Origin of the sequence: Streptomyces sp. NBC_01016 (assembly GCF_026341035.1) — a bacterium.
Classification (GTDB): domain Bacteria; phylum Actinomycetota; class Actinomycetes; order Streptomycetales; family Streptomycetaceae; genus Streptomyces.
Window position 1 is genome coordinate 5757841 of record NZ_JAPEOQ010000001.1, and the last position, 18255, is coordinate 5776095.

General features: G+C 71.7%; 23 protein-coding genes. 16 read left to right on the plus strand and 7 right to left on the minus strand.

Going from position 1 to position 18255, the window contains the following annotated elements:
- Positions 1–26 precede the first annotated feature (26 nt).
- The 4 genes from abc-f to OG746_RS25995 form a co-directional block, all read right to left on the minus strand.
- Positions 27–1661, minus strand: a complete 1635-nt coding sequence (gene abc-f, locus OG746_RS25980; RefSeq protein WP_266718394.1) for a ribosomal protection-like ABC-F family protein — start codon at positions 1659–1661, stop codon at positions 27–29.
- A 214-nt stretch (positions 1662–1875) separates the two neighbouring features.
- On the minus strand, positions 1876–2364 hold the full coding sequence (locus tag OG746_RS25985) for an HPP family protein (protein ID WP_266718395.1): 489 nt from the start codon (positions 2362–2364) through the stop codon (positions 1876–1878).
- 124 nt (positions 2365–2488) lie between these two features.
- Positions 2489–2668 carry a hypothetical protein gene (locus OG746_RS25990; protein WP_266718396.1) on the minus strand — a complete coding sequence of 60 codons (180 nt, stop codon included), beginning with the start codon at positions 2666–2668 and terminating at the stop codon, positions 2489–2491.
- Positions 2669–2799: 131 nt separating this feature from the next.
- Complete coding sequence (locus OG746_RS25995) at positions 2800–3357, minus strand: Dps family protein (RefSeq protein WP_266718398.1); 558 nt, start codon at positions 3355–3357, stop codon at positions 2800–2802.
- Between the two features lie 144 nt (positions 3358–3501).
- Between OG746_RS25995 and OG746_RS26000 the strand changes: the two genes are divergently transcribed.
- Genes OG746_RS26000 through OG746_RS26010 form a run of 3 tightly spaced genes read left to right on the plus strand, consistent with a single transcriptional unit; the run spans position 3502 to position 7413 of the window.
- A complete protein-coding gene (locus OG746_RS26000) occupies positions 3502–4374 on the plus strand; it encodes an ABC transporter ATP-binding protein (RefSeq protein WP_266718400.1) in 873 nt (290 codons plus the stop codon).
- Positions 4371–5354, plus strand: coding sequence for an ABC transporter substrate-binding protein (locus tag OG746_RS26005; protein ID WP_266718402.1), 984 nt, complete (start codon positions 4371–4373; stop codon positions 5352–5354). The genes OG746_RS26000 and OG746_RS26005 overlap by 4 nt, the downstream gene beginning before the upstream one ends.
- Before the next feature lie 4 nt (positions 5355–5358).
- Positions 5359–7413: an iron ABC transporter permease gene (locus OG746_RS26010; protein ID WP_266718404.1), complete on the plus strand. Its 2055-nt coding sequence runs from the start codon at positions 5359–5361 to the stop codon at positions 7411–7413.
- 76 nt (positions 7414–7489) lie between these two features.
- On the opposite strand, the gene OG746_RS26015 is transcribed toward OG746_RS26010, so the two are convergent.
- A complete protein-coding gene (locus tag OG746_RS26015; protein ID WP_323179659.1) occupies positions 7490–7963 on the minus strand; it encodes a peroxiredoxin in 474 nt (157 codons plus the stop codon).
- 121 nt (positions 7964–8084) lie between these two features.
- Here OG746_RS26015 and OG746_RS26020 point away from each other — a divergent pair, with 121 nt between their 5' ends.
- The 3 genes from OG746_RS26020 to OG746_RS26030 all read left to right on the plus strand — a co-directional run bounded on the left by OG746_RS26020 (position 8085) and on the right by OG746_RS26030 (position 9437).
- On the plus strand, positions 8085–8291 hold the full coding sequence (locus OG746_RS26020) for a hypothetical protein (RefSeq protein ID WP_266718406.1): 207 nt from the start codon (positions 8085–8087) through the stop codon (positions 8289–8291).
- Between the two features lie 278 nt (positions 8292–8569).
- A complete protein-coding gene (locus tag OG746_RS26025; RefSeq protein ID WP_266718408.1) occupies positions 8570–9040 on the plus strand; it encodes an SsgA family sporulation/cell division regulator in 471 nt (156 codons plus the stop codon).
- 112 nt (positions 9041–9152) lie between these two features.
- The gene (locus tag OG746_RS26030; RefSeq protein ID WP_266718409.1) at positions 9153–9437 is read left to right on the plus strand and encodes a hypothetical protein; all 285 of its coding nucleotides are present in this window, start codon (positions 9153–9155) and stop codon (positions 9435–9437) included.
- 90 nt (positions 9438–9527) lie between these two features.
- On the opposite strand, the gene OG746_RS26035 is transcribed toward OG746_RS26030, so the two are convergent.
- A complete protein-coding gene (locus OG746_RS26035) occupies positions 9528–10274 on the minus strand; it encodes an IclR family transcriptional regulator (RefSeq protein WP_266718410.1) in 747 nt (248 codons plus the stop codon).
- A gap of 178 nt (positions 10275–10452) precedes the next feature.
- Here OG746_RS26035 and OG746_RS26040 point away from each other — a divergent pair, with 178 nt between their 5' ends.
- The 10 genes from OG746_RS26040 to OG746_RS26085 all read left to right on the plus strand — a co-directional run bounded on the left by OG746_RS26040 (position 10453) and on the right by OG746_RS26085 (position 17815).
- Complete coding sequence (locus tag OG746_RS26040) at positions 10453–11613, plus strand: amidohydrolase/deacetylase family metallohydrolase (RefSeq protein ID WP_266718412.1); 1161 nt, start codon at positions 10453–10455, stop codon at positions 11611–11613.
- Between the two features lie 45 nt (positions 11614–11658).
- Positions 11659–12054: a hypothetical protein gene (locus tag OG746_RS26045; protein ID WP_266718414.1), complete on the plus strand. Its 396-nt coding sequence runs from the start codon at positions 11659–11661 to the stop codon at positions 12052–12054.
- A gap of 24 nt (positions 12055–12078) precedes the next feature.
- On the plus strand, positions 12079–12447 hold the full coding sequence (locus tag OG746_RS26050) for an SFCGS family glycine-rich protein (RefSeq protein ID WP_266718416.1): 369 nt from the start codon (positions 12079–12081) through the stop codon (positions 12445–12447).
- Positions 12444–12779, plus strand: a complete 336-nt coding sequence (locus OG746_RS26055; protein ID WP_266718418.1) for a DUF4312 family protein — start codon at positions 12444–12446, stop codon at positions 12777–12779. The genes OG746_RS26050 and OG746_RS26055 overlap by 4 nt, the downstream gene beginning before the upstream one ends.
- 4 nt (positions 12780–12783) lie before the next feature.
- Positions 12784–13572, plus strand: a complete 789-nt coding sequence (locus OG746_RS26060; protein WP_266718419.1) for a DUF4311 domain-containing protein — start codon at positions 12784–12786, stop codon at positions 13570–13572.
- 13 nt (positions 13573–13585) lie between these two features.
- Positions 13586–14335: an EF_0833/AHA_3914 family membrane protein gene (locus tag OG746_RS26065; RefSeq protein ID WP_266718420.1), complete on the plus strand. Its 750-nt coding sequence runs from the start codon at positions 13586–13588 to the stop codon at positions 14333–14335.
- A 37-nt stretch (positions 14336–14372) separates the two neighbouring features.
- Positions 14373–15476, plus strand: coding sequence for a DgaE family pyridoxal phosphate-dependent ammonia lyase (locus OG746_RS26070; protein ID WP_266718421.1), 1104 nt, complete (start codon positions 14373–14375; stop codon positions 15474–15476).
- Positions 15473–15736, plus strand: a complete 264-nt coding sequence (locus tag OG746_RS26075) for an HPr family phosphocarrier protein (RefSeq protein ID WP_266718422.1) — start codon at positions 15473–15475, stop codon at positions 15734–15736. The genes OG746_RS26070 and OG746_RS26075 overlap by 4 nt, the downstream gene beginning before the upstream one ends.
- Positions 15733–16359, plus strand: coding sequence for a bifunctional 4-hydroxy-2-oxoglutarate aldolase/2-dehydro-3-deoxy-phosphogluconate aldolase (locus OG746_RS26080; RefSeq protein ID WP_266718423.1), 627 nt, complete (start codon positions 15733–15735; stop codon positions 16357–16359). The genes OG746_RS26075 and OG746_RS26080 overlap by 4 nt, the downstream gene beginning before the upstream one ends.
- An 82-nt stretch (positions 16360–16441) precedes the next feature.
- Entirely contained in the window at positions 16442–17815 is a 1374-nt protein-coding gene (locus tag OG746_RS26085; RefSeq protein WP_266718424.1) for an FG-GAP repeat domain-containing protein, read from the plus strand.
- Here the strand turns inward: OG746_RS26085 and OG746_RS26090 are convergent.
- On the minus strand, positions 17812–18228 hold the full coding sequence (locus tag OG746_RS26090; RefSeq protein ID WP_266718425.1) for a tautomerase family protein: 417 nt from the start codon (positions 18226–18228) through the stop codon (positions 17812–17814). The two genes, OG746_RS26085 and OG746_RS26090, sit on opposite strands and share 4 nt — an antisense overlap.
- Between the last annotated feature and the right edge of the window lie 27 nt (positions 18229–18255).

Here is an 18255-nt window from a genome sequence, read left to right on the forward strand (position 1 = left end):
ACGGGCCATGTCGTCACGCCGACGGGTCACATCTCGGGCGCCCCCACCTCGGTCAGCCCGCCGCCCGCGAGCCGCAGTCCGCGCTCCACTCCGATCCGCGCAAGGAACCGCTCGTCGTGGCTGACCACGATGAACGCGCCCTGGTAGGAGGCGAGCGCGCTCTCCAGCTGGCCGACGCCGACCAGGTCGAGGTTGTTCGTCGGCTCGTCGAGGAGCAGCAGCTGCGGGGCCGGCTCCGCGCACAGCACGCAGGCCAGGGTGGCCCGCAGCAGCTCCCCGCCGGAGAGCACCCCGACCGGCAGCTGGGCGCGCGGGCCGCGGAACAGGAACCGGGCCAGCAGATTCATCCGCTCCGCCTCGGGGCGCCCCGGCGCGAACGCGGCGAAGTTCTCCGCGACGGTGCGCTCGGGGTCGAGCAGGTCCAGACGCTGCGACAGATAGGCGATCCGGCCGTCTGCGCGCTTCACGCTGCCGCCGCTCGGCCGGAGGTCGCCGCTCACGAGCCGCAACAGGGTGGTCTTCCCCGCTCCGTTGGGACCCGTCAGCGCGATGCGCTCGGGACCTCGCACCGCGAAGTCGACACCCCCGGCGACGAACAGGTCCTGCTCGCCCCGGCGGACCTGTGCGTGCTCGGCGAGGACGAGGGTGCGGCCCGCGGGCACCTTGGTGTCGGGCAGATCGAGGACGAGGCGCGGATCGTCGCGCACGGCGCGCTCCGCCTCGTCGAGTCGTGCCTTCGCGTCGCCGACGCGGGCCGCGTGCGTCTGACCGGCCCGGCCCGCGGACTCCTGGGCGCCGCGCTTCATGGTCCCGGCGAAGATCTTGGGCAGTCCGGCGCTCTTCAGGTTGCGCGCGGCGTTGCTCGCGCGGCGCTCGGCACGCTCGCGGGCCTGCTGCATCTCCCGCTTCTCCCGCTTCACCTCCTGCTCGGCGTTGCGGACGTTCTTCTCGGCGACGTCCTGCTCCGCGCCCACCGCCTCCTCGTACGCGGTGAAGTTGCCCCCGTACCAGCGCAGTTCGCCGTGGTGCAGTTCGGCGATCCGCTCCATCCGGTCCAGGAGCGCACGGTCGTGGCTGACGAGCAGCAGGCAGCCGTTCCAGCGCTCCAGCACGTCGTAGAGGTGGCGGCGGGCGTCGAGGTCGAGGTTGTTGGTCGGCTCGTCGAGGAGCAGCACATCCGGCCGGCGCAGCAGTTGGGCGGCCAGGCCCAGGGAGACGATCTGCCCGCCGCTGAGCGTGTCGAGGCGCCGGTCGAGATCGAGGGCGCCGAGGCCGAGGGAGTCGAGTTCGGCGCGGGTGCGCTCCTCGATGTCCCAGTCGTCGCCGATGACGGTGAAGTGCTCCTCGCTCACATCCCCCGACTCGACGGCGTCCAGGGCCCGGACGATCTCGGCGACACCGAGCACCTCGGCCACGGTGAGCGAGCCGGCCAGCGGCAGGTTCTGAGGGAGGTGACCGAGCACGCCGTGCACGGTCACCGAGCCGCCGGTGGGCCGCAGCTCACCGGCGATCAGCTTGAGGAGGGTGCTCTTGCCCGCGCCGTTCGGGGCCACGAGCCCGGTGCGGCCGGACGGCACGGAGAAGGACAGGCCGTCGAACACAGGGGTGTCGTCGGGCCAGGAGAAGGACAGGTTCGAGCAGACGACGGAAGCGTCGGACACGGAAGCAGACCTCGCGTGGGAGACGGGCAGGCCGATACGGCTGCCCGGAACAGGAAAGGGGGACGACTGTGAGGCCACCGAGGCGGTGCGTCAGCGCACCGGCCACTGGCCTGTCAGAGCCGGGTATTCACCCGGAGATGTCGTCGTCCACCGCCATGTTCGTTCCCCTCAAGAGGCGAAAGGTCCAAGAACACTAACAGCTACGGACGCCCGGTCACCAGCTCAATGGGTAGCGGACGGGGTGTCCGCCGATCCGGCCCGGCAGCAGTCCGATCAGGACCAGCAGCGCGGTGCCGAGCGCGAGGAGGGAGAGGAAGGGGACGGGGTGCGGGGCCTGCAGCACGACGATCACCGAGGTGGCGGCCGCGGGGGAGTGGGAGAGGTGCGTGAGCATCATCGCCCCCAGCGAGAGCCCGGCAGCGACGGCCGCGCCCCATCCGTTGCTCCCCGTCACCGCGAGCGTCCCGAACCCGATGGCGGCGGAGATCAGCTGGCCCCCGACGAGATTGCGCGGCTGCGAGATCGGCAGTCCGGGCGCGCCGTGCACCAGGGCGGCGCTCGCGGCGAGCGGGGGTATCAGGAGCGGCTGCCGCAGCAGCACGCCGACGCCGACGAGCACCAGCAGGGCGCCGATCGCGAAGACGGTCGCCCGCAGGGCGTGCAGCGGATGGGGGCGGGGGACGGCGGACGGGGGCGTGGACATGCGATCTCCGGGCAGGGGTAGCGGGGGCCCGGTGATCATAAACAGAATGTTGAAGCCCTGGCATTTTGCTTGCCTCTGAGGCAAGAAGGCGGCGGGCCCGCTGCTCAAGAAAGCGGCGGGCCCGCTACTGCCGCCGGTTGTCCTCGGCGATCCGTGTGGCGTGCGAGCGCACATCCGCCTCGGACAGGCCCGCGTCGCACACGATCGTCATCACGCTGCCGTCGTCCAGCGACACCTGCCGCATCTCGACGCCCAACTTCCGTGTGCGCTGCGGCTCTTCGTCGGACATGGGATCGTCGGACATGAGAGCTCCTCACGGTCGACGCGGCGCTGTGCCGCGTCGACTCAACAATTGACGAACTCCTACGGTAGGCACACGCGGTGGTGCGCGGGGTGCACCGGCGGGGCGCAGTCACACGTTCGGGCTCGTGGGCCTCACCGTACGGCCTGGTGTGCCGCCTCCGTCTCGGTGTCGGCGTCACCGGTGCGCAGGGCGCCGCCCGCCGTCTCGAGGTGGGCGCGGACGAACCACTGGAACTTCTCGAGCTCGCGCAGCTGTCCGATCAGCAGGTCCTGGGTGGCCAGGTCGATCCTGCCGGTCTGCTCGACCGCCTTGCGGACGTCCTCGAGGAGGCCGGTGTAGACGATGTCGAGGGCGCCGAGATGGGCGATCGCGTCCGCCCGGCCGACGCTGTAGTCCTCCCAGGTCCGCGCGGCGACGAGCACGCCGGGTGTGCCGTGGCTGACGCCGCCGAGCGTCGCGGCGCGCTCCGCCACCTCGTCCGCCATCGCGCGGACCTTGTCGACCTGCGGGTCGACCATCTCGTGCACGGCGATGAAGTGCGGTCCGACGACGTTCCAGTGGATGTGCTTGAGCGTGAGGTGCAGATCGTTGAGCGCGTGCAGGCGCAGCTGCAGGATGTCGATGAGCTCGCCCGCCTCGGTCACGTCGAGGCCGGGGACGGTGTACTTCGGGTTGCTCCGCAGAGCCATGGTGCGTGTCTCCCTTCGGACTTCGGGCTGAATGAGCTGCGCTGTCCGACTACCCCGCATGCGAGATCCATTCATGATCGGCCCGGATCGGGGAGGCGGCACCCGGGGTTCCCCGAGAGGTAAGGTTAGGCTAACCTTCAGGGCGTGAGATCTGGTGAACGCGCAGGTAGCGCCCCTCGTCCGCGCGGTCACGAACTGTCGGCCGAGCATGTGACCGTGTCGTATGACGGAGTCGACGTCGTGCATGACGCGGCCCTCGTCCTCAAGCCCGGCGAAGTGACCGCCCTCGTCGGTCCCAACGGCAGCGGCAAGTCCACGCTGTTGCGGACCATCGCACGGCTGCAGAAGCCCCGGCACGGCACGCTGAGCCTCGACGCGGGAACGTCCGACGCCGCCGACGGCTTCGACCTCACCGCCCGCCAGTTCGCCCGCCGCGTCGCCCTGTTGACGCAGAGCCGGCCCACACCGGGCGGGCTCACCGTGCGCGACGTCGTCGAGTTCGGCCGCTACCCCTACCGCGGACGGTGGGGGCAGGCCGACGCCGACGGCGCCGAGGTCGTCGCGCAGGTCCTCGCGATGACCGGGGTCGAGACACTCGCGGACCGGGGCGTCGACCAGCTCTCCGGCGGGCAGTTGCAGCGCGTGTGGCTGGCGAGCTGCCTCGCCCAGCAGACCGGCGTGCTCCTCCTCGATGAGCCGACCACCTACCTCGACCTGCGCTACCAGATCGAACTCCTCGACCTCATGCGGGACCTGGCGGACGACGGCGGCATCGCCGTCGGCGTCGTCCTGCACGACCTCGACCAGGCCGCCGCCGTCGCCGACCGGATCGCGCTGCTCAGCGACGGCCGCGTCATCGCCGACGGCGCCCCCGAGGACGTACTGCGCTCCGAGCGCCTCACCGAGACGTACGGCATCCGCGTCGATGTCGACACCGACCCCTTCACCGGACGGCTGCGCACCCGCGCGATAGGCCGTCACCACAGCAGAAGCGAAAGGCTCCAGAGCACCTCATGAGACGCCCCCTGATCGTCGCCGCATCGGCCGCCGCAGCGGCCCTCGTCCTCTCCGCCTGTGGCACCTCCGAGCCTGCCAAGACCGGCTCCGACGCCAAGTCCGAGAAGATCACCGTGACCGGTGGAGACGGCTCCAAGGTGAGCCTGGACGGTCCGGCCACCAAGATCGTCGGCACCGAGTGGAACGTCGTCGAGTCCCTCGTCACGCTCGGCGTCGACCCGGCCGGTGTCGCCGACGTCAAGGGCTACAAGGCGTGGGACACCGCCGCGCCGCTCACCAACTCGCCCAAGGACGTCGGCACTCGGGGCGAGCCCAGCATGGACAGCATCGCGGGCCTCACCCCGGACCTCATCATCGCCACGAACGACCTGTCGGCGTCCGCGATCAAGCAGATGAAGAAGATCGCCCCGGTGCTCACGGTCAAGTCGGCCGACGGCGCCGACCAGGTCGGCACGATGTTCGAGACCCTCGACACCATCGCGAAGGCCACCGGCAAGGAGGACGAGGCCAAGGCCGCCAAGAAGGCGTACGAGTCGAAGCTCGCCGAGGGCAAGAAGGCGCTCAAGGACGCGGGCGCCGACGGCTCGAGGATCGCCACCGCCGACGGCTACTCCGCCTCCAACCAGGTCTCCGTGCGCGCCTTCACCAGCACCTCGCTGCTCGGCTCCGTCAACGAGGACCTCGGCCTGAAGAACGCCTGGAAGGTCAAGGGCGACAAGGACTACGGCCTGGCCACCACCGACGTCGAGGGCCTCACCGGGCTCGGCGACGACGTGCGGTTCACGTACATCGGCAACAAGAAGGCCGGCGGCTCCGACGTCTTCACCAAGGACCTCGCCGACAACTCCGTGTGGACCTCGCTGCCCTTCGTGAAGGCCGGCGACGTGCACCGACTGGCCGACGGTACCTGGCTGTTCGGCGGGCCGAAGTCGATGGAGCACTACATCGACGGCGTCGTCGCCGCCCTGACGAAGAAGTAGGCACGTGGCCGTCACCTCACCTCCCCGCACTCTGACGGCGCCGTCCTTCGGCGCCGTCGGGGTGACGGCCGGGCTCGCGCTGCTCGTCGCCGTACTCGCCGTCGTCGACATCACCTACGGCACGGCCGACGTCGGCGCGCACCAGGTGTGGCAGGCCCTCACCGGGCAGGCCGAGGCGGGCGACGCCTCCGTCGTCGTCGCCTCCCGGCTGCCGCGCATGGTGGCCGGACTGCTCGTCGGCGTGGCGCTCGGCGCGGCCGGCGCCGTGCTGCAGGCGGTGAGCCGCAACGTGCTCGCCTCGCCCGACACCCTCGCCGTCAACGCCGGTTCGTACCTCGCGCTCGGCGTGCTCGCGGCCACCGGGGCGACCGTCTCCGTGTTCGCGTCCTCCGCGGTCGCCCTCGTCGGCGGACTCGCCGCGGCCGCCGTCGTGCTCGGCCTCGCCGGCCGCGGCGCCACCACCGTCCGTCTGGTCCTCGCGGGCAGTGCCCTCGCCCTCGGCCTCAACGCCGTCACCGAGTCGCTGATCCTGCTCTTCCCGGAACAGACCGAGGGCCTCTACCAGTGGAACCAGGGCAGCATCGCCCAGAACGGTTTCGCGGGCGTGGCCCGCATGGCGCCCCTCGTGGTCGTCGCGCTCATCGGCCTGGTGCTGCTCGCCCGCCGCGTCGACGGGCTTGCCCTCGGGGACGACGCGGCGCGCGGCCTCGGCATCCCGGTGCGCGGCACCCGCGTCACCGCCGTCGTGCTCGCCGCGCTCCTCTCGGCGGCCGCCGTCACCCTGGCCGGACCGATCGGTTTCGTGGGCCTGTGCGCCCCGGCGCTGGTCAGGCCGGTGGCCCGCCGCGTGCGTTCGCTCGTACGGCACCGGGTGCGCATCCCCGTCGCGGGCCTCGTCGGCGCCGCGCTCGTGCTCGGCTCCGACCTGCTGCTGCGCGCCGTGACGTCCGCCCAGGTGGCGGTCACCGTGCCGACGGGCGTGGTCACCAGCGTCGTCGGCGCGGTGTTCCTGGTCGTGATGGCGCTGCGGCTGCGGGACGGGGAGGCCGCCGCGCCCCCGGACCGGCTGCGCATCCCGAGCCGCAGGGTGTTCGCGGTCACCGTGGCCGGCCTGGCGGCGGTGCTGGTCGGCACGGCCGTCGCGGGCGTGCTCCTCGGCGACAGCACCCTGCTGCTCGGCGACGTCGTCAACTGGGCGGGCGGGCAGGCCGGTCAGGCCATCACGTTCGTCCTCGACACCCGGGTGCCGCGCGTCCTGGCCGCGCTGTGCGCCGGCGCGGCGCTCGCCCTGTCCGGCACCCTCGTGCAGTCCGTGACCCGCAACCCGCTCGCGGAACCCGGCGTCCTCGGCGTCTCCGGCGGCGCGGCGCTCGGTGCGGTCCTGCTGGTCACCACGGTGCCCGGCGCCGGTTCGTGGTCCATCGCCGCGGCGGCGTTCGTGGGCGCGGGCATCACCTCCGCGGTCGTCTTCGGTCTCGCGGCCAAGGGCGGGTTCCAGCAGAGTCGGCTCGTCCTGATCGGCATCGGCACGGCGTCGGGGACGGCGGCCCTGATCAGTCTCCTGATCGTGCTCACCGACCGGTTCAGCGCGACCAAGGCCCTGGTGTGGCTGTCCGGTTCGACGTACGGGCGCAGCCTCCCGGATGTCCTGCCGGTCGCGGCCGTGCTCGTCGTAGGCGCCGTCATCGCGGTCGCCCGGCGCAAGGAGCTCGACCTCGTCTCCCTCGACGCGGACACGCCGCGCCTCCTCGGCCTCGACCTCGCGCGCGGCCGCCTCGGCTTCCTGGTACTCAGCGTGCTGGTCAGCGCCACGGCCGTCGCCGCCGCGGGCACGATCGGCTTCGTGGGCCTCGTCGCGCCGCACGCGGCCCGCGCCCTGGTCGGGCGCAGGCACGTGCGCGTCGTGCCCGTCGCGATGCTCCTGGGCGCGGCCCTGGTTTGCGTCGCGGACCTGCTGGGTCGCTCCGTGATCGCCCCGGCGCAGCTGGGCGCGGGCCTGATGACGGCCGTCGTCGGCACGCCGTACTTCGTGTATCTGCTGGTGCGCGGACGGAGCTAGAGCCTGTCGTCGAACTCCCGCCTGCCCTTCGTAGGACGACGGAAGTTCGACGACGGGCCCTGGCGAGGACAGCTCCTCAACCCGCCTTCGTACGCAACACCTCGAGAGCCCGGTCCGCGTGCGCGCTCATCCTGAACTCGCTGCGGACCACCTCGAGGACCTGCCGGTCGGTGCCGATGACGAACGTGGCGCGCTTGGTCGGCAGCGGGCCGAAGCCGCGCGCCACCCCGAACCGGCCGCGCACCTCGCCCTCCGGGTCGGACAGCAGCGGAAACCCGAGCGTGTGCCGTTGCGTGAACTCCCGCTGGCGTTCGACGGCGTCGGAGCTGATCCCCACGGGGCGCGCGCCGACCGCCGCGAACTCCGCCGCCAGGTCCCGGAAGTGGCAGGCCTCCGCGGTGCAGCCGGGGGTGAGCGCGGCCGGGTAGAAGAAGAGCACGACCGGCCCGTCGGAGAGCAGGGACGACAGCGAAGTGGGCGCCCCCGTCTCGTCGGGCAGGGTGAAGTCCTCGACGACGGATCCGGCTTGGATCCGGGCGGACGTGGGCATGGGGCCTCCCAGGGCTCGACAGTGGACGCGTGTGCCGTTCACGTATACCGGACAGTAAGTCGTACCGAACAGAATGTGCCCCAGGGATGTTGAGCCGGTGGAAGCTGGGTAGGGGCGGCTCATGGACGTGTCGCATGACCAGAACGTGGAGACGGCAGTGGCCGCTGCCGCCTTCCTCTCCGGGCAGCAGGTCACCGAGAAGCAGTGCGGTGGCTGCGGAACCGTGGTGGCAGGCATCAACGGACGCTATGCGTGCGGCGCTTGTGGCTGGATCAACCACTGGTCGGACGGTGACACCCACCTGCCCTGTGCGGAGGACGACGTCTGATCGACGCCGCGGGGGAGCGGTGTGATCGAACGTTTCTGCGGTGTCTACCTCTCACGTCGAACTGGTTGTGAAGGCTGCCTGGTCATTCGCGCATATGCCACGGGTTGTATGTCCCTTGGCCTAAGGTTTGGTATGTCGCCCTTGTCGGGCGACAGCACAGTCCGGCGGGAGCGGTGATGGGCCGGGCGACCCACGTGTCCGGCAGTGCCGCCGGGTGCGGGGCAAGGAGTGATGAGTGCTCCCGCACAGGTGCGACAGCAGGGATGAGGTGGGTCAGGGTGAGCCCTGACGAACGGCACACGTATGGGCGCCTGGAGGCGCTGGCGACGGGAGTTCTCGCCTACCCGGACGGCGAGCGGCTCGCGTGCGAGGTCCAGTTGCAGTACAGCGCGGACGACCCCTTGGTCGTCCGGATCGTCGTGCCCAAGGGCTCGGCGCGCGGCGGGAGTTGGGTGCTGTCCCGCGATCTGCTCTCCGCGGGACTCACCGGCGCGGCCGGTATCGGCGATGTCACGGTGCGGCCCGTGGCGCAGGAGGGCGAGCCCCTCGGCGTGGAGATCGAGATCCGCGACGCGCGCGCCGGCGAACCGGCGCGCTTCGTCATGGGGCACCGGGCGCTGCTCACTTATCTGGAGCGCAGCCACGCCCTCGTCCCGTTCGGGGCGGAGGCCGATCAGGGCGCGATGGACCGGGAGTTGGAACTGTTCCTCGACGAGAGGGACCGACCCGGGGAGGCCGGAAATGCGTGATAACCCGCGCATTGAGCCCTTCGTGTGATCCTCGGCCCCGGCCGCAACCGGCGCACGGCCCCCGTCGCTCTCTGCCTTCGAGACAACGGCGTACGCCACGAAGGAGGCCGGCATGCACACCATCACGACCGGGCTGGACGAAGAGCAGATCTGCGCCACCGACTGGGCCGACGACTGGCTGCTGGCCCCGCCGAACCCGGCGCACCGCCTGTCCTCCCGGATCGACGCGAAGGACATGCGCCGCCTCGAACTGAACGCTGTGCTCACCGCGTCGGGCATCGCGCCCTCGCCCGGTGACACGGAGGCGATCGACCAGCTCAGCGCGCTCCCGGACGCCGTGCACGCCACCCTGCGCCGCTGGCTGGGGTGTTGTGGGCAGTGCGGGTGCGCCGCCTGAGTCCCGCCGTGACACCGGGTGGCGACACCACCGGGACGAGCCCCTCCACACCTGGTGTGGAGGGGCTCCGGTGTGTCGTCGGGGACCTGGTCACAGACGGCGGGACACGTCCTCTGCCGCCTGCCGCACCGCCGGGGCGAACCCGCCCAGTTGCTCCTCGGTGACGAGGAAGGTGAGCGAGGAGACCGAGACGGCGCCGACCGGTGTGCCGTCCGCTTCGAGGACCGGGGCCGCGATCGAGCAGATCGACGCGTCCGCCTCCTCGTAGTCGGTGGCGTACCCGGCATCGCGGATCATGGCCAACTCCTTGACGAGGGACGCCCGATCGGTGTGCGTGTGAGGCGTGCGGGCGGGCAGTCCGGTGCGGTCGAGGACGGCGGCGGCCTCCTCGGGCGGAAGATGGGCCAGCAGGGCCTTGCCCGCGGCGGTCGCGTGCAGCGGCAGCGGGGCCCCGACGTCGGTGGCGATGCGGTAGGCGTGGCCCGGGTCGACCTTGTGCGTGTACGTGGCGTGGTCCCCGCTCGGCACCGCCAAGTGCACGGCCTGGCCCAGGCGTTGCTGCAGCGCGCGCAGCACGGCGTCGATGCCGACCGCGTCGTCGGCCAGCACCTGCGCGGCCATCGCGCGCAGGTGGTTGCCGCAGCCGTAGCGGCCCTCGCCGTCGGCGGCGGCGTATCCCTCCTCGACGAGTGTGGCGAGGACCCGGTGCGTGCTGGCCTTGGAGACACCGGAGCGCTCCGCGATGTCGCCGAGCCGGTGCGGTCCGTCCGCACGCGCCACCGCGTGCAGTACTCGAAGCGCCTTGACGACGGAATTCGCGGGCTTGCTCGCTTCCATTGACCCTCCGAGGAGACGCGGGCTATGTTTCCACTCGATCCGCAGAACGGAACGTCATTCTACTCCACGGAACGTTCTTGGGTCCTCAACTCGGGTGTCCAGCAGCGGTGCGCCCAGCCGCGCTCCACTGCGCCCGTCGTCGTACGCACTACTCTCATGCCGGGAAAGGTCGCCGTCCATGGCTGTGCACTCAGCTCCTTCCGCAGGTCCGCAACGATTCGATCTCGTCGTCTCGGGTGGGCTGTTGGCCGACCCCCTGCGCGCGGAGCCCTTCGCCGGTGACCTCGCCGTGCAGGATGGCCGCATCGTCGCGATCGGGGAGCCCGGCACGCTGGCCGGACAGGTGCGCGTCGACGCCACGGGACTGCTCGTGGCACCCGGCCTGATCGACCTCCACTCACATGTCTACGCGCCCCGCACCGCGCTCGGTGTGCCGGCGGACACGGTCGGCGTCGATCAAGGTGTCACCACCGTGGTGGACGCGGGCAGTTGTGGCAGCGACCACTGGGACGACTTCGCAGGCAACGTTGTCACCGTTGCCGCGACCCGCGTCCTGAGCTGGCTCAACATCTCCCGGCACGGCCTCGTCCACGGCCGCACCGAACTCGCGGGCGGCCCCGGCGACATCGACGAGGCGGCCACCGAGAAGCTGCTGCGCGAGCACCCCGACCGGGTGCGAGGCATCAAGGTGCGGATGAGCTCCTCGGTCCTCGGTGACAGTGGCCTCGAACCCCTGCGGGCCGCGAAGCGGGTCGCCGCGCGAGTGGGCCGGCCGGTCATGGTGCACGTCGGGAACGAGCCGCCGCGCCTCGCCGATGTACTGGACCTGCTCGGCGAGGGCGACGTCGTCACACACGCCTTCCATGGCAAGCCCGGCGGCCTCTTCGGCAGCGAGGACGCCGCGCGCCGGGCCGTGGCGCGCGGGGTGCGGCTCGATGTCGGTCACGGCAGCGCGAGCCTCAACTTCGCCACAGCCGAACGGGCCCTCGCCGCCGGCTTCTTCCCGCACACCATCAGTACCGACGTACACGTGGGCAATGTCGAGGGACCGGTCCACTCGCTCGTCACCACGCTCAACAAGCTGCTCGGGCTCGGCCTCGACCCGCACCAGGTGATCCGCTGCGCGACGCTGCACCCCGCCCAAGTCCTCGGCCTGGGGGACGAGTTGGGCACCCTGCGCGTCGGCGGCGCCGCCGATCTGACGCTGCTGCGCCTCGTCGAGCGCACCGCCGTACTGACCGACGCCGACGGCGACACACGTACCACCCACACCCAGCTGGAGGCGGCCCGGACGGTGCGCGCCGGACGCCTCCACACCCCCGGGACCCCCACCGGCTGAGTCCCACCCACCAACCGCTCCACCGAACCACCGAGAGGCCCGTGAATGAGCACGCCCCTGATCGAACGGCTCGCGACGGCCGTCCACGACACCACGCAGCCCGTCATGGACGAGGACAGGGCCGACCTGGCGGAGTTCCTTCCGCTCGCGCTGGCCCACGCGCAGGTCGCCGGGATCGTCTTCGACGAGACACGGGTGCTCGCCCTCGCCGTGCACGCGCTCGCCTTCGTCCGCCGGGTGCGCACCGCCGAACACCTCGACCCGCTCGACCCGGAACTCGCCTCCGAACTGCGCGCCGAACGCATCGTGTCCGCCCGCACCCTCATCGACACCTACTGCGCCCCGCGCGAATTCCTCGCGGGAGACACCGAAGTCCTGCTGCTCGCCCTGCACTTCGAGGCGGCGGCACAGCTCCAGACCCAGTCCACCCCTCAGGCCTGACCCCACCCACCAAGGAGCACCGCCATGACAGTCAAGATCGTGATCGGACACCGGCTCGGCAAGGGCCAGGCCGTCGCCGACGGCGTACGCGCGGCGGGCGGCGAACCCGTCCTCATCGCGGGCCCCGGCGCCGACATGAAGGTCGGCGACGTGATGGCCGCGGAGGGCGCCGCGCTCGGCATCTCCTTCTGCGGCAGCGGTGGCGCGGGAGCGGTCACCGCCAAGGCCAAGTACGGCCACGACATCGAGTTCGGCATGCGCTCGGCGCAGGCCGGGGTGACCGCCGTGGAACAGGGCCGCACCGTCCTCGGCTTCGGCTTCCTCGACAGCGAGGAACTGGGCTTCAAGGTCACCCAGGCGCTCCTCAAGAAGCTGGGGGAGGACGCCTCGTGAAGCAGACCCGCCACACCCTGCGGCTCACCGGCTCCGGGCCCACCAGGGACAAGGCGTTCGCCACCGCCATCGGGCAGGTGCAGTCCGCGGTCGACAAGGTGACCGACGGCGTGTGCTTCCGCGTCGAGCCCCTCGAACTCGAGGTCGCCTCGGCCGTGGAACACCGCTGGACGGAACGCTTCCTCGGGCTCCTCTTCCCCCGCACCCGGCAGCGCTTCGAACTCACCCTGCGCGTCGAGGTGCAGGTGGCCTCGCTCGACCTGGAAACCGTCGACTTCACGGTGCGCGAGGAGCGGCTCTCGCCGGTCCAGCACGCCCTGCACATGAGGTGACCCGATGAACGAGACCCTCACCGTCCTGCTGGAGTCCCTCGTCATCGGCGGACTCATCGGCTTCGGCGCCTCCGCGGGCGTGGCCCGCATGTTCCACGCGCCGAAGGTCCAGGGCATGGGCGCCTTCCGCACGCTCGGCGAGCTGAACGCCTGTCAGAACGACCCGGTCGCGCACTTCTCGTTCGGCCTCGGCTTTCTGTTCAACGCCTGGTCGAGTGCGGTCGGTACCGGTGCGCTCACCTCCGACGTGGACCACCGCATCGTGCCGCACTGGACCGCGTCGGTCGCGATGATCAAGAACCGTAAGCTCGCCGAGACCCTGCACAACCCGCGGCGCATGGCCATCACCGGCACGGCCGTCGGCATGGTCCTGGTCACCCTCCTCAACACCACCGCCGCCTCGATCCCGCACTCCCTGCAAGAGGTCGCGGCCAAGGTGCTGGGGCCGGCGTCGGAGTGGCTGATCAACCCCGTGATGCCGATCATCTTCTGGATGGCCGCCGTCGACGCGGGCCGGCGCGCCGGCGCCTGGGGCACCGTCCTCGGCGGCCTCGGCCACCTCGTGATGGGCAACGCCGTGCCCGGCATCGTGCTCGGCATCGTCATCGGCAAGGGCGTCGACGACCTGGGCTGGACGAAGGTCACCAAGTCCCTCGCGGCCGTGGTGCTCACGCTCTTCGCGGCCAGCACCTTCCTGCGCGGGGCCGACGTCACCCTGCTCCAGCAGCTGAACGTCGACATCCCGCACTGGCTCACGCACCTCCACGACGTGACCGGCACCAAGCCCGAGTGAGGCAGGCACCGACATGACCGACACATCAACCTCCGCCACGGGCGACATACCGGCGCAGAACTCAGGCTCCGGTTCCGGCGAAGAGCGGGCCAAGGGCGGCTTCCTGACCAAGGTGCCGGGCGAGGGCAGCTTCTGGCTCTCCGAATGGGCCTTCCCCGTCTTCGTGGCCTGCCTGGCCGCCGGCATCTTCACCGGCACGCAGCTCTACTACACGTACGGGACCGGCGTGTTCAGCGACGTCGCGGTCGCCTCCATGCTCAAAGCCGGTATGGAGAACGGCAGTTACGGCGCCGCGGCCGCCTTCGGCGCCGGCTTCCTGTTCGCCCGCATCATCGAGGGGCCCATGGTCGGCATCCTCGACATCGGCGGCTCCCTCCAGACCGGCGTCGGCATCGGCATCCCCGCCATGCTGCTCGGTGCCGGATTCACCGCCCCGCTCGAACACTTCTGGCTCGCCATCCCGGTGGGCGCCCTCCTCGGCGGCCTCATCGGCATCGCGATCCTCGCGATCCGGCGCGCCACCGTGAACTCGACGGGCGGCACCTCCACGTTCGGCGCCGACGTGATGATGGGCGCGGGCAACTCCGCCGGACGCTATCTGGGCCCGCTCGTCATCATCTCCGCCGCCACCGCGTCGCTGCCCGTCGGCATCGGCTCGACCATCGGCGCCGCGCTCTTCTACAAGTGGCAGAAGCCGCTGACCGGTGGCGCCATCATCGGCGCGATGATCGCGGGCCTCTTCTTCCCGATCCCCGGCAAGTGACCGCCCTCCTGGGCCATTCAGAGCTTGAGGAAGCACCGTGCAATCTCTCCACCACGACCTCGGTACACCGCCCGCCATCAACGCCAGCGGCAAGATGACGGCGCTCGGCGGCAGTGTCCTCAGTGACGGCGTCGTCGCCGCGATGGGCGAGGCCGCCCGCAACCACGTCGTCATGGACGACCTGTTGACCGCCGTCGGCCGCGAGATCGGTCGTGCCACCGGCACCGAGGACGGCTGTCCCACCACCGGCGCCGCCTCCGGCATCGCCATCGCGGTCGCCGCCGTCGTCGTGGGCACCGACCTGTCCCGCATCGAAGCCCTGCCCGACGCGGGCGACGCCCCCTGCGAGGTGATCCTGCCGCGCGGCCACTCCGTCCACTTCGGCGCGCCCGTACGGCAGATGGTCGCGCTCGGCGGCGGCCGCCCCGTCGAGGTCGGTTCCGCGAACAAGGTGAGCGCCGGCCACCTGGCCGGCGCGATCGGCCCGCGCACCGCGGCCCTGCTGTACGTCCAGTCCCACCACGCCGTGCAGAAGGGCATGGTCTCCCTGGCGGAGACCATCGAGGTGGCCCGCGCCCACGACCTCCCGGTCATCGTCGACGCCGCGGCCGAGGGCGAACTGCGCCGCTGGCCCGCCACCGGCGCCGACCTCGTGATCTACAGCGGCGGCAAGGCCGTTGGCGGACCGACGTCCGGGATGATCTGCGGCAGCGCCGCGCACATGGCGGCGTGCCGGGCCCAGTACGGCGGCATCGCCCGCCCGATGAAGGTCGGCAAGGAGACCCTCTTCGGCCTCGTGCAGGCCCTGCGCGAGTACGGCAGCGCCCAGAGCGGCGGGCACCGGCCGCGCATGGAGAAGCTCGCCGCGCGCCTCGCGGACCTGCCGGGCCTCACCACCCGCGTCGTCAGCGACGAGGCGGGACGCGACATCCACCGCACCGAACTCACCGTGGACCCCGGGACGGCGGGCCGCGACGCGGCGACTCTCGCCGCAGAACTCGCCGCGGTCGGCGTCTACTTGAGGGATCATCACGCCGTCACGGGACGCCTCGCGATCGACCCGCGCCCCATGAACCCCGACGAAGAGGAACAGCTGGTGGACCGGCTGACCGCACTGCTGGACGGAGAGAACAACCGATGACCGTCGTCGAACGACGCCTGGTGGTCACCGAGGAGGCCGGCCTGCACGCCCGCCCCGCCGCTGCCTTCGCCCAGACCGCCTCCCGCGCCTCCTCCGACGTGACCGTCGCGCGGGAGGACGGCCACGAGGTCCCCGCCCGCAGCGTCCTGTCGCTGATGACACTCAACATCCGCTGCGGCGACGCCATCGTGCTGCGCGCCCGCGGGGCCGACGCCGAGTCGACCCTGGACGCCCTCGCCGAGATCGCGGCCCCGGCATGACCACAGCCCGTACCCGACCGGAGTCCACCATGTACGCCGAAGTCATCGACGCCCTGCGCGCCGCGCGCGTCACCCCGACCGTGCGCGAGGCCGACGCCGACACCGCCGACGCGGTGGCCCGCACCCTCGTGAACTGCGGCCTCACCGCCTTCGAGTTCACCGCCACCACACCCGGCTGGGAGGACCTCGTAGCGGGCTGGGTGAAGGAGTTCCCCGAGGTGACACTCGGCCTCGGCACCGTCACTTCGCCAGAGATCGCCGAACGCGCCCTGGCGGCCGGTGCGAACTTCCTGGTGAGTCCGTTCCAGGTGCCCGAGGTGCGTCCCGTCGCCGATGCTGCGGGCCGGCTCCTCGTCGAGGGCGGTCTCACCCCGAGCGAGCTGCGCATCGCGGCGGACCGGGGCGTCGCCAAGCTGTTCCCCGCGCACGTCGGAGGCATCGCCTACCTGAAGTCCGTGCTCTCCGTGCTGCCCGGCGCCCGGATCATGGCGACGGGCGGAGTGAGCGTGGACGACGCCGACAAGTGGCTCGCCGCGGGCGCCTTCTCGGTGAGCATCGGCAGCGACCTCACGCGCGGCGACGTGGCGGCCAACGTGGCCCGGCTGCAAGAGCGCCTCGGCTGACGGGGGTTCGGACACACGGGTGGGCATAACGGAGTGATCTCGGCACTGGAAACGGGGCGAGTGCATCCGTTGTAGTGGCCACATGACATGCGAGCCGACAGCACCTCCGCGCCGCGGACCATGGTGGCGACGGGGCATCGGCCTCCTCGCCACCGCACTGGTCCTGGGCACCGCCACGGGCGCCCGCCACCAGGAGGGTTACCCGCAGGTCCCGGACAGCGCCTGCGCGGCGTCGGCCGCGAAGGCGAAGAGCGCGGGCACCCCCGCGCCCGACCTCGACGGCGACGGCAGCCCGGACCTGGCGCTCGGTGTCCCGGCCGGCAACGGTGACGTCTACCAGACCGGCCGGATCGCCCTGCTGCACGGTGCCCGGGCCGGCGAGCGCACGGTGTTCACGCCCACGGACTTCGACCTGCCCGAGCACGACTCCATGACCGACGGGGAGAGCGGCCCGACCGTCGCCGACCTGGACGGCGACGGCCACCTCGACCTCGTGGCGGGCGGCAGCGCCCATGTGCAGTGGGGCGGCGCACACGGCCCGGACCCCGGCCACAAGGCAGCGCGCATCCCGCTTCCGCACATGGGCAAGGGACAGCCGGTACGGATCAGCAAGGGCAACGACGTCTACGAGGACCCGCCGGTGGCCGGGGACTTCGACGGCGACGGCCGGGTCGACCTGGCCACCTACCGCACCGGCCTGCACGAGCGTCACCTCGTGGTGCTTCAGGGCCCGTTCACCCGTACCGGCAAGCCGGCGAGGATCACCGAACGCGCCGACCCCTACAGCGGCTCGGCCGACACCGTCACCGGCCTTCGGCTGATCGCGGCGGAGGTGACCGGCGACCGGGCCACCGACCTGCTGGTGTACAAACCCGGAGCGCCGGACGCGCTTCGGGTGTTGGCCGGGGGAGCGGACACCGCGAGCGGGCTCGCCGCGCGGCCCGCACCGCTGCCGCGCGGCGAGAACGTCGCCGTCGGCGACTTCGACGGCGACGGACGGCCCGACATCGCCCTCGGTGACAGCGGCGTCCCCATGGACGACGAGTTCGCACCGCGCGACCGCAAGGGCAAGGTGACCATCCGTTACGGCAAGGCGCCCGAGGCCCCGGTCATCATCGACGGCGGCGCCCGCAAGGGCGGCTTCGGCATCGACCTGATGGCCGCCGACGTCAACGGCGACGGCTGCGACGACCTCGCCGTCCGCAGCGACGACGACCGGGTGGGCGGGCACGACCGGATCGACATCCTGCGGGGCGGCTCCTCGCCGGGCCTGGGTTCCGAGCCGTGGCACTCACTGCCGCGGCCCTCGGGTCGAATCGAGGACGCCGCCGATGTCGACGGCGACGGCCGCGACGAACTCGTCCTGGCCTCGGGCAACACCTGGCGGGTGGTCGACGGCTCGGGGAAAGAGATGGAGTCCTTCGACGTCCGAAAGGTGGCGCGACCGCTGAACTAGGCGGCGGGGGTGCACCCGTGGCGCTCGGGACGGGACCCCGTCGTGGCGCTGAACTCGCGGCGGGTCGGATACAGGCTGTACGCCGCGAGGGGGCGCACCTCGGCCGAACACACCACGTCGGCACCGGCGCCCGCACCCACGTGCTCCAGGAGCAGCGCCAGAATCCGCTGCGACAGGCGCGTCATGGTCCGCTCGCTGCGCCCCGGGAGCAGCGCCACCTCCACGTGCACGACCGGCACGTCGTCGTGCTCGCTGCCGACGACGTACGTCTCCGTGGCGGCGCGGAAGAACGTCTTGCAGGTGCCGCGCGAGCCGGATCCCTCGACGACCAGGGCGTGCAACGCGGTGGCGAGGGCGGCCCGGTCGAGGGTGTCGGTGAGTCGGGGCGAGTAGTCGACGGTGATCTGAGGCACGGCGCCTCCGCGGCGGACAAGGTGAGT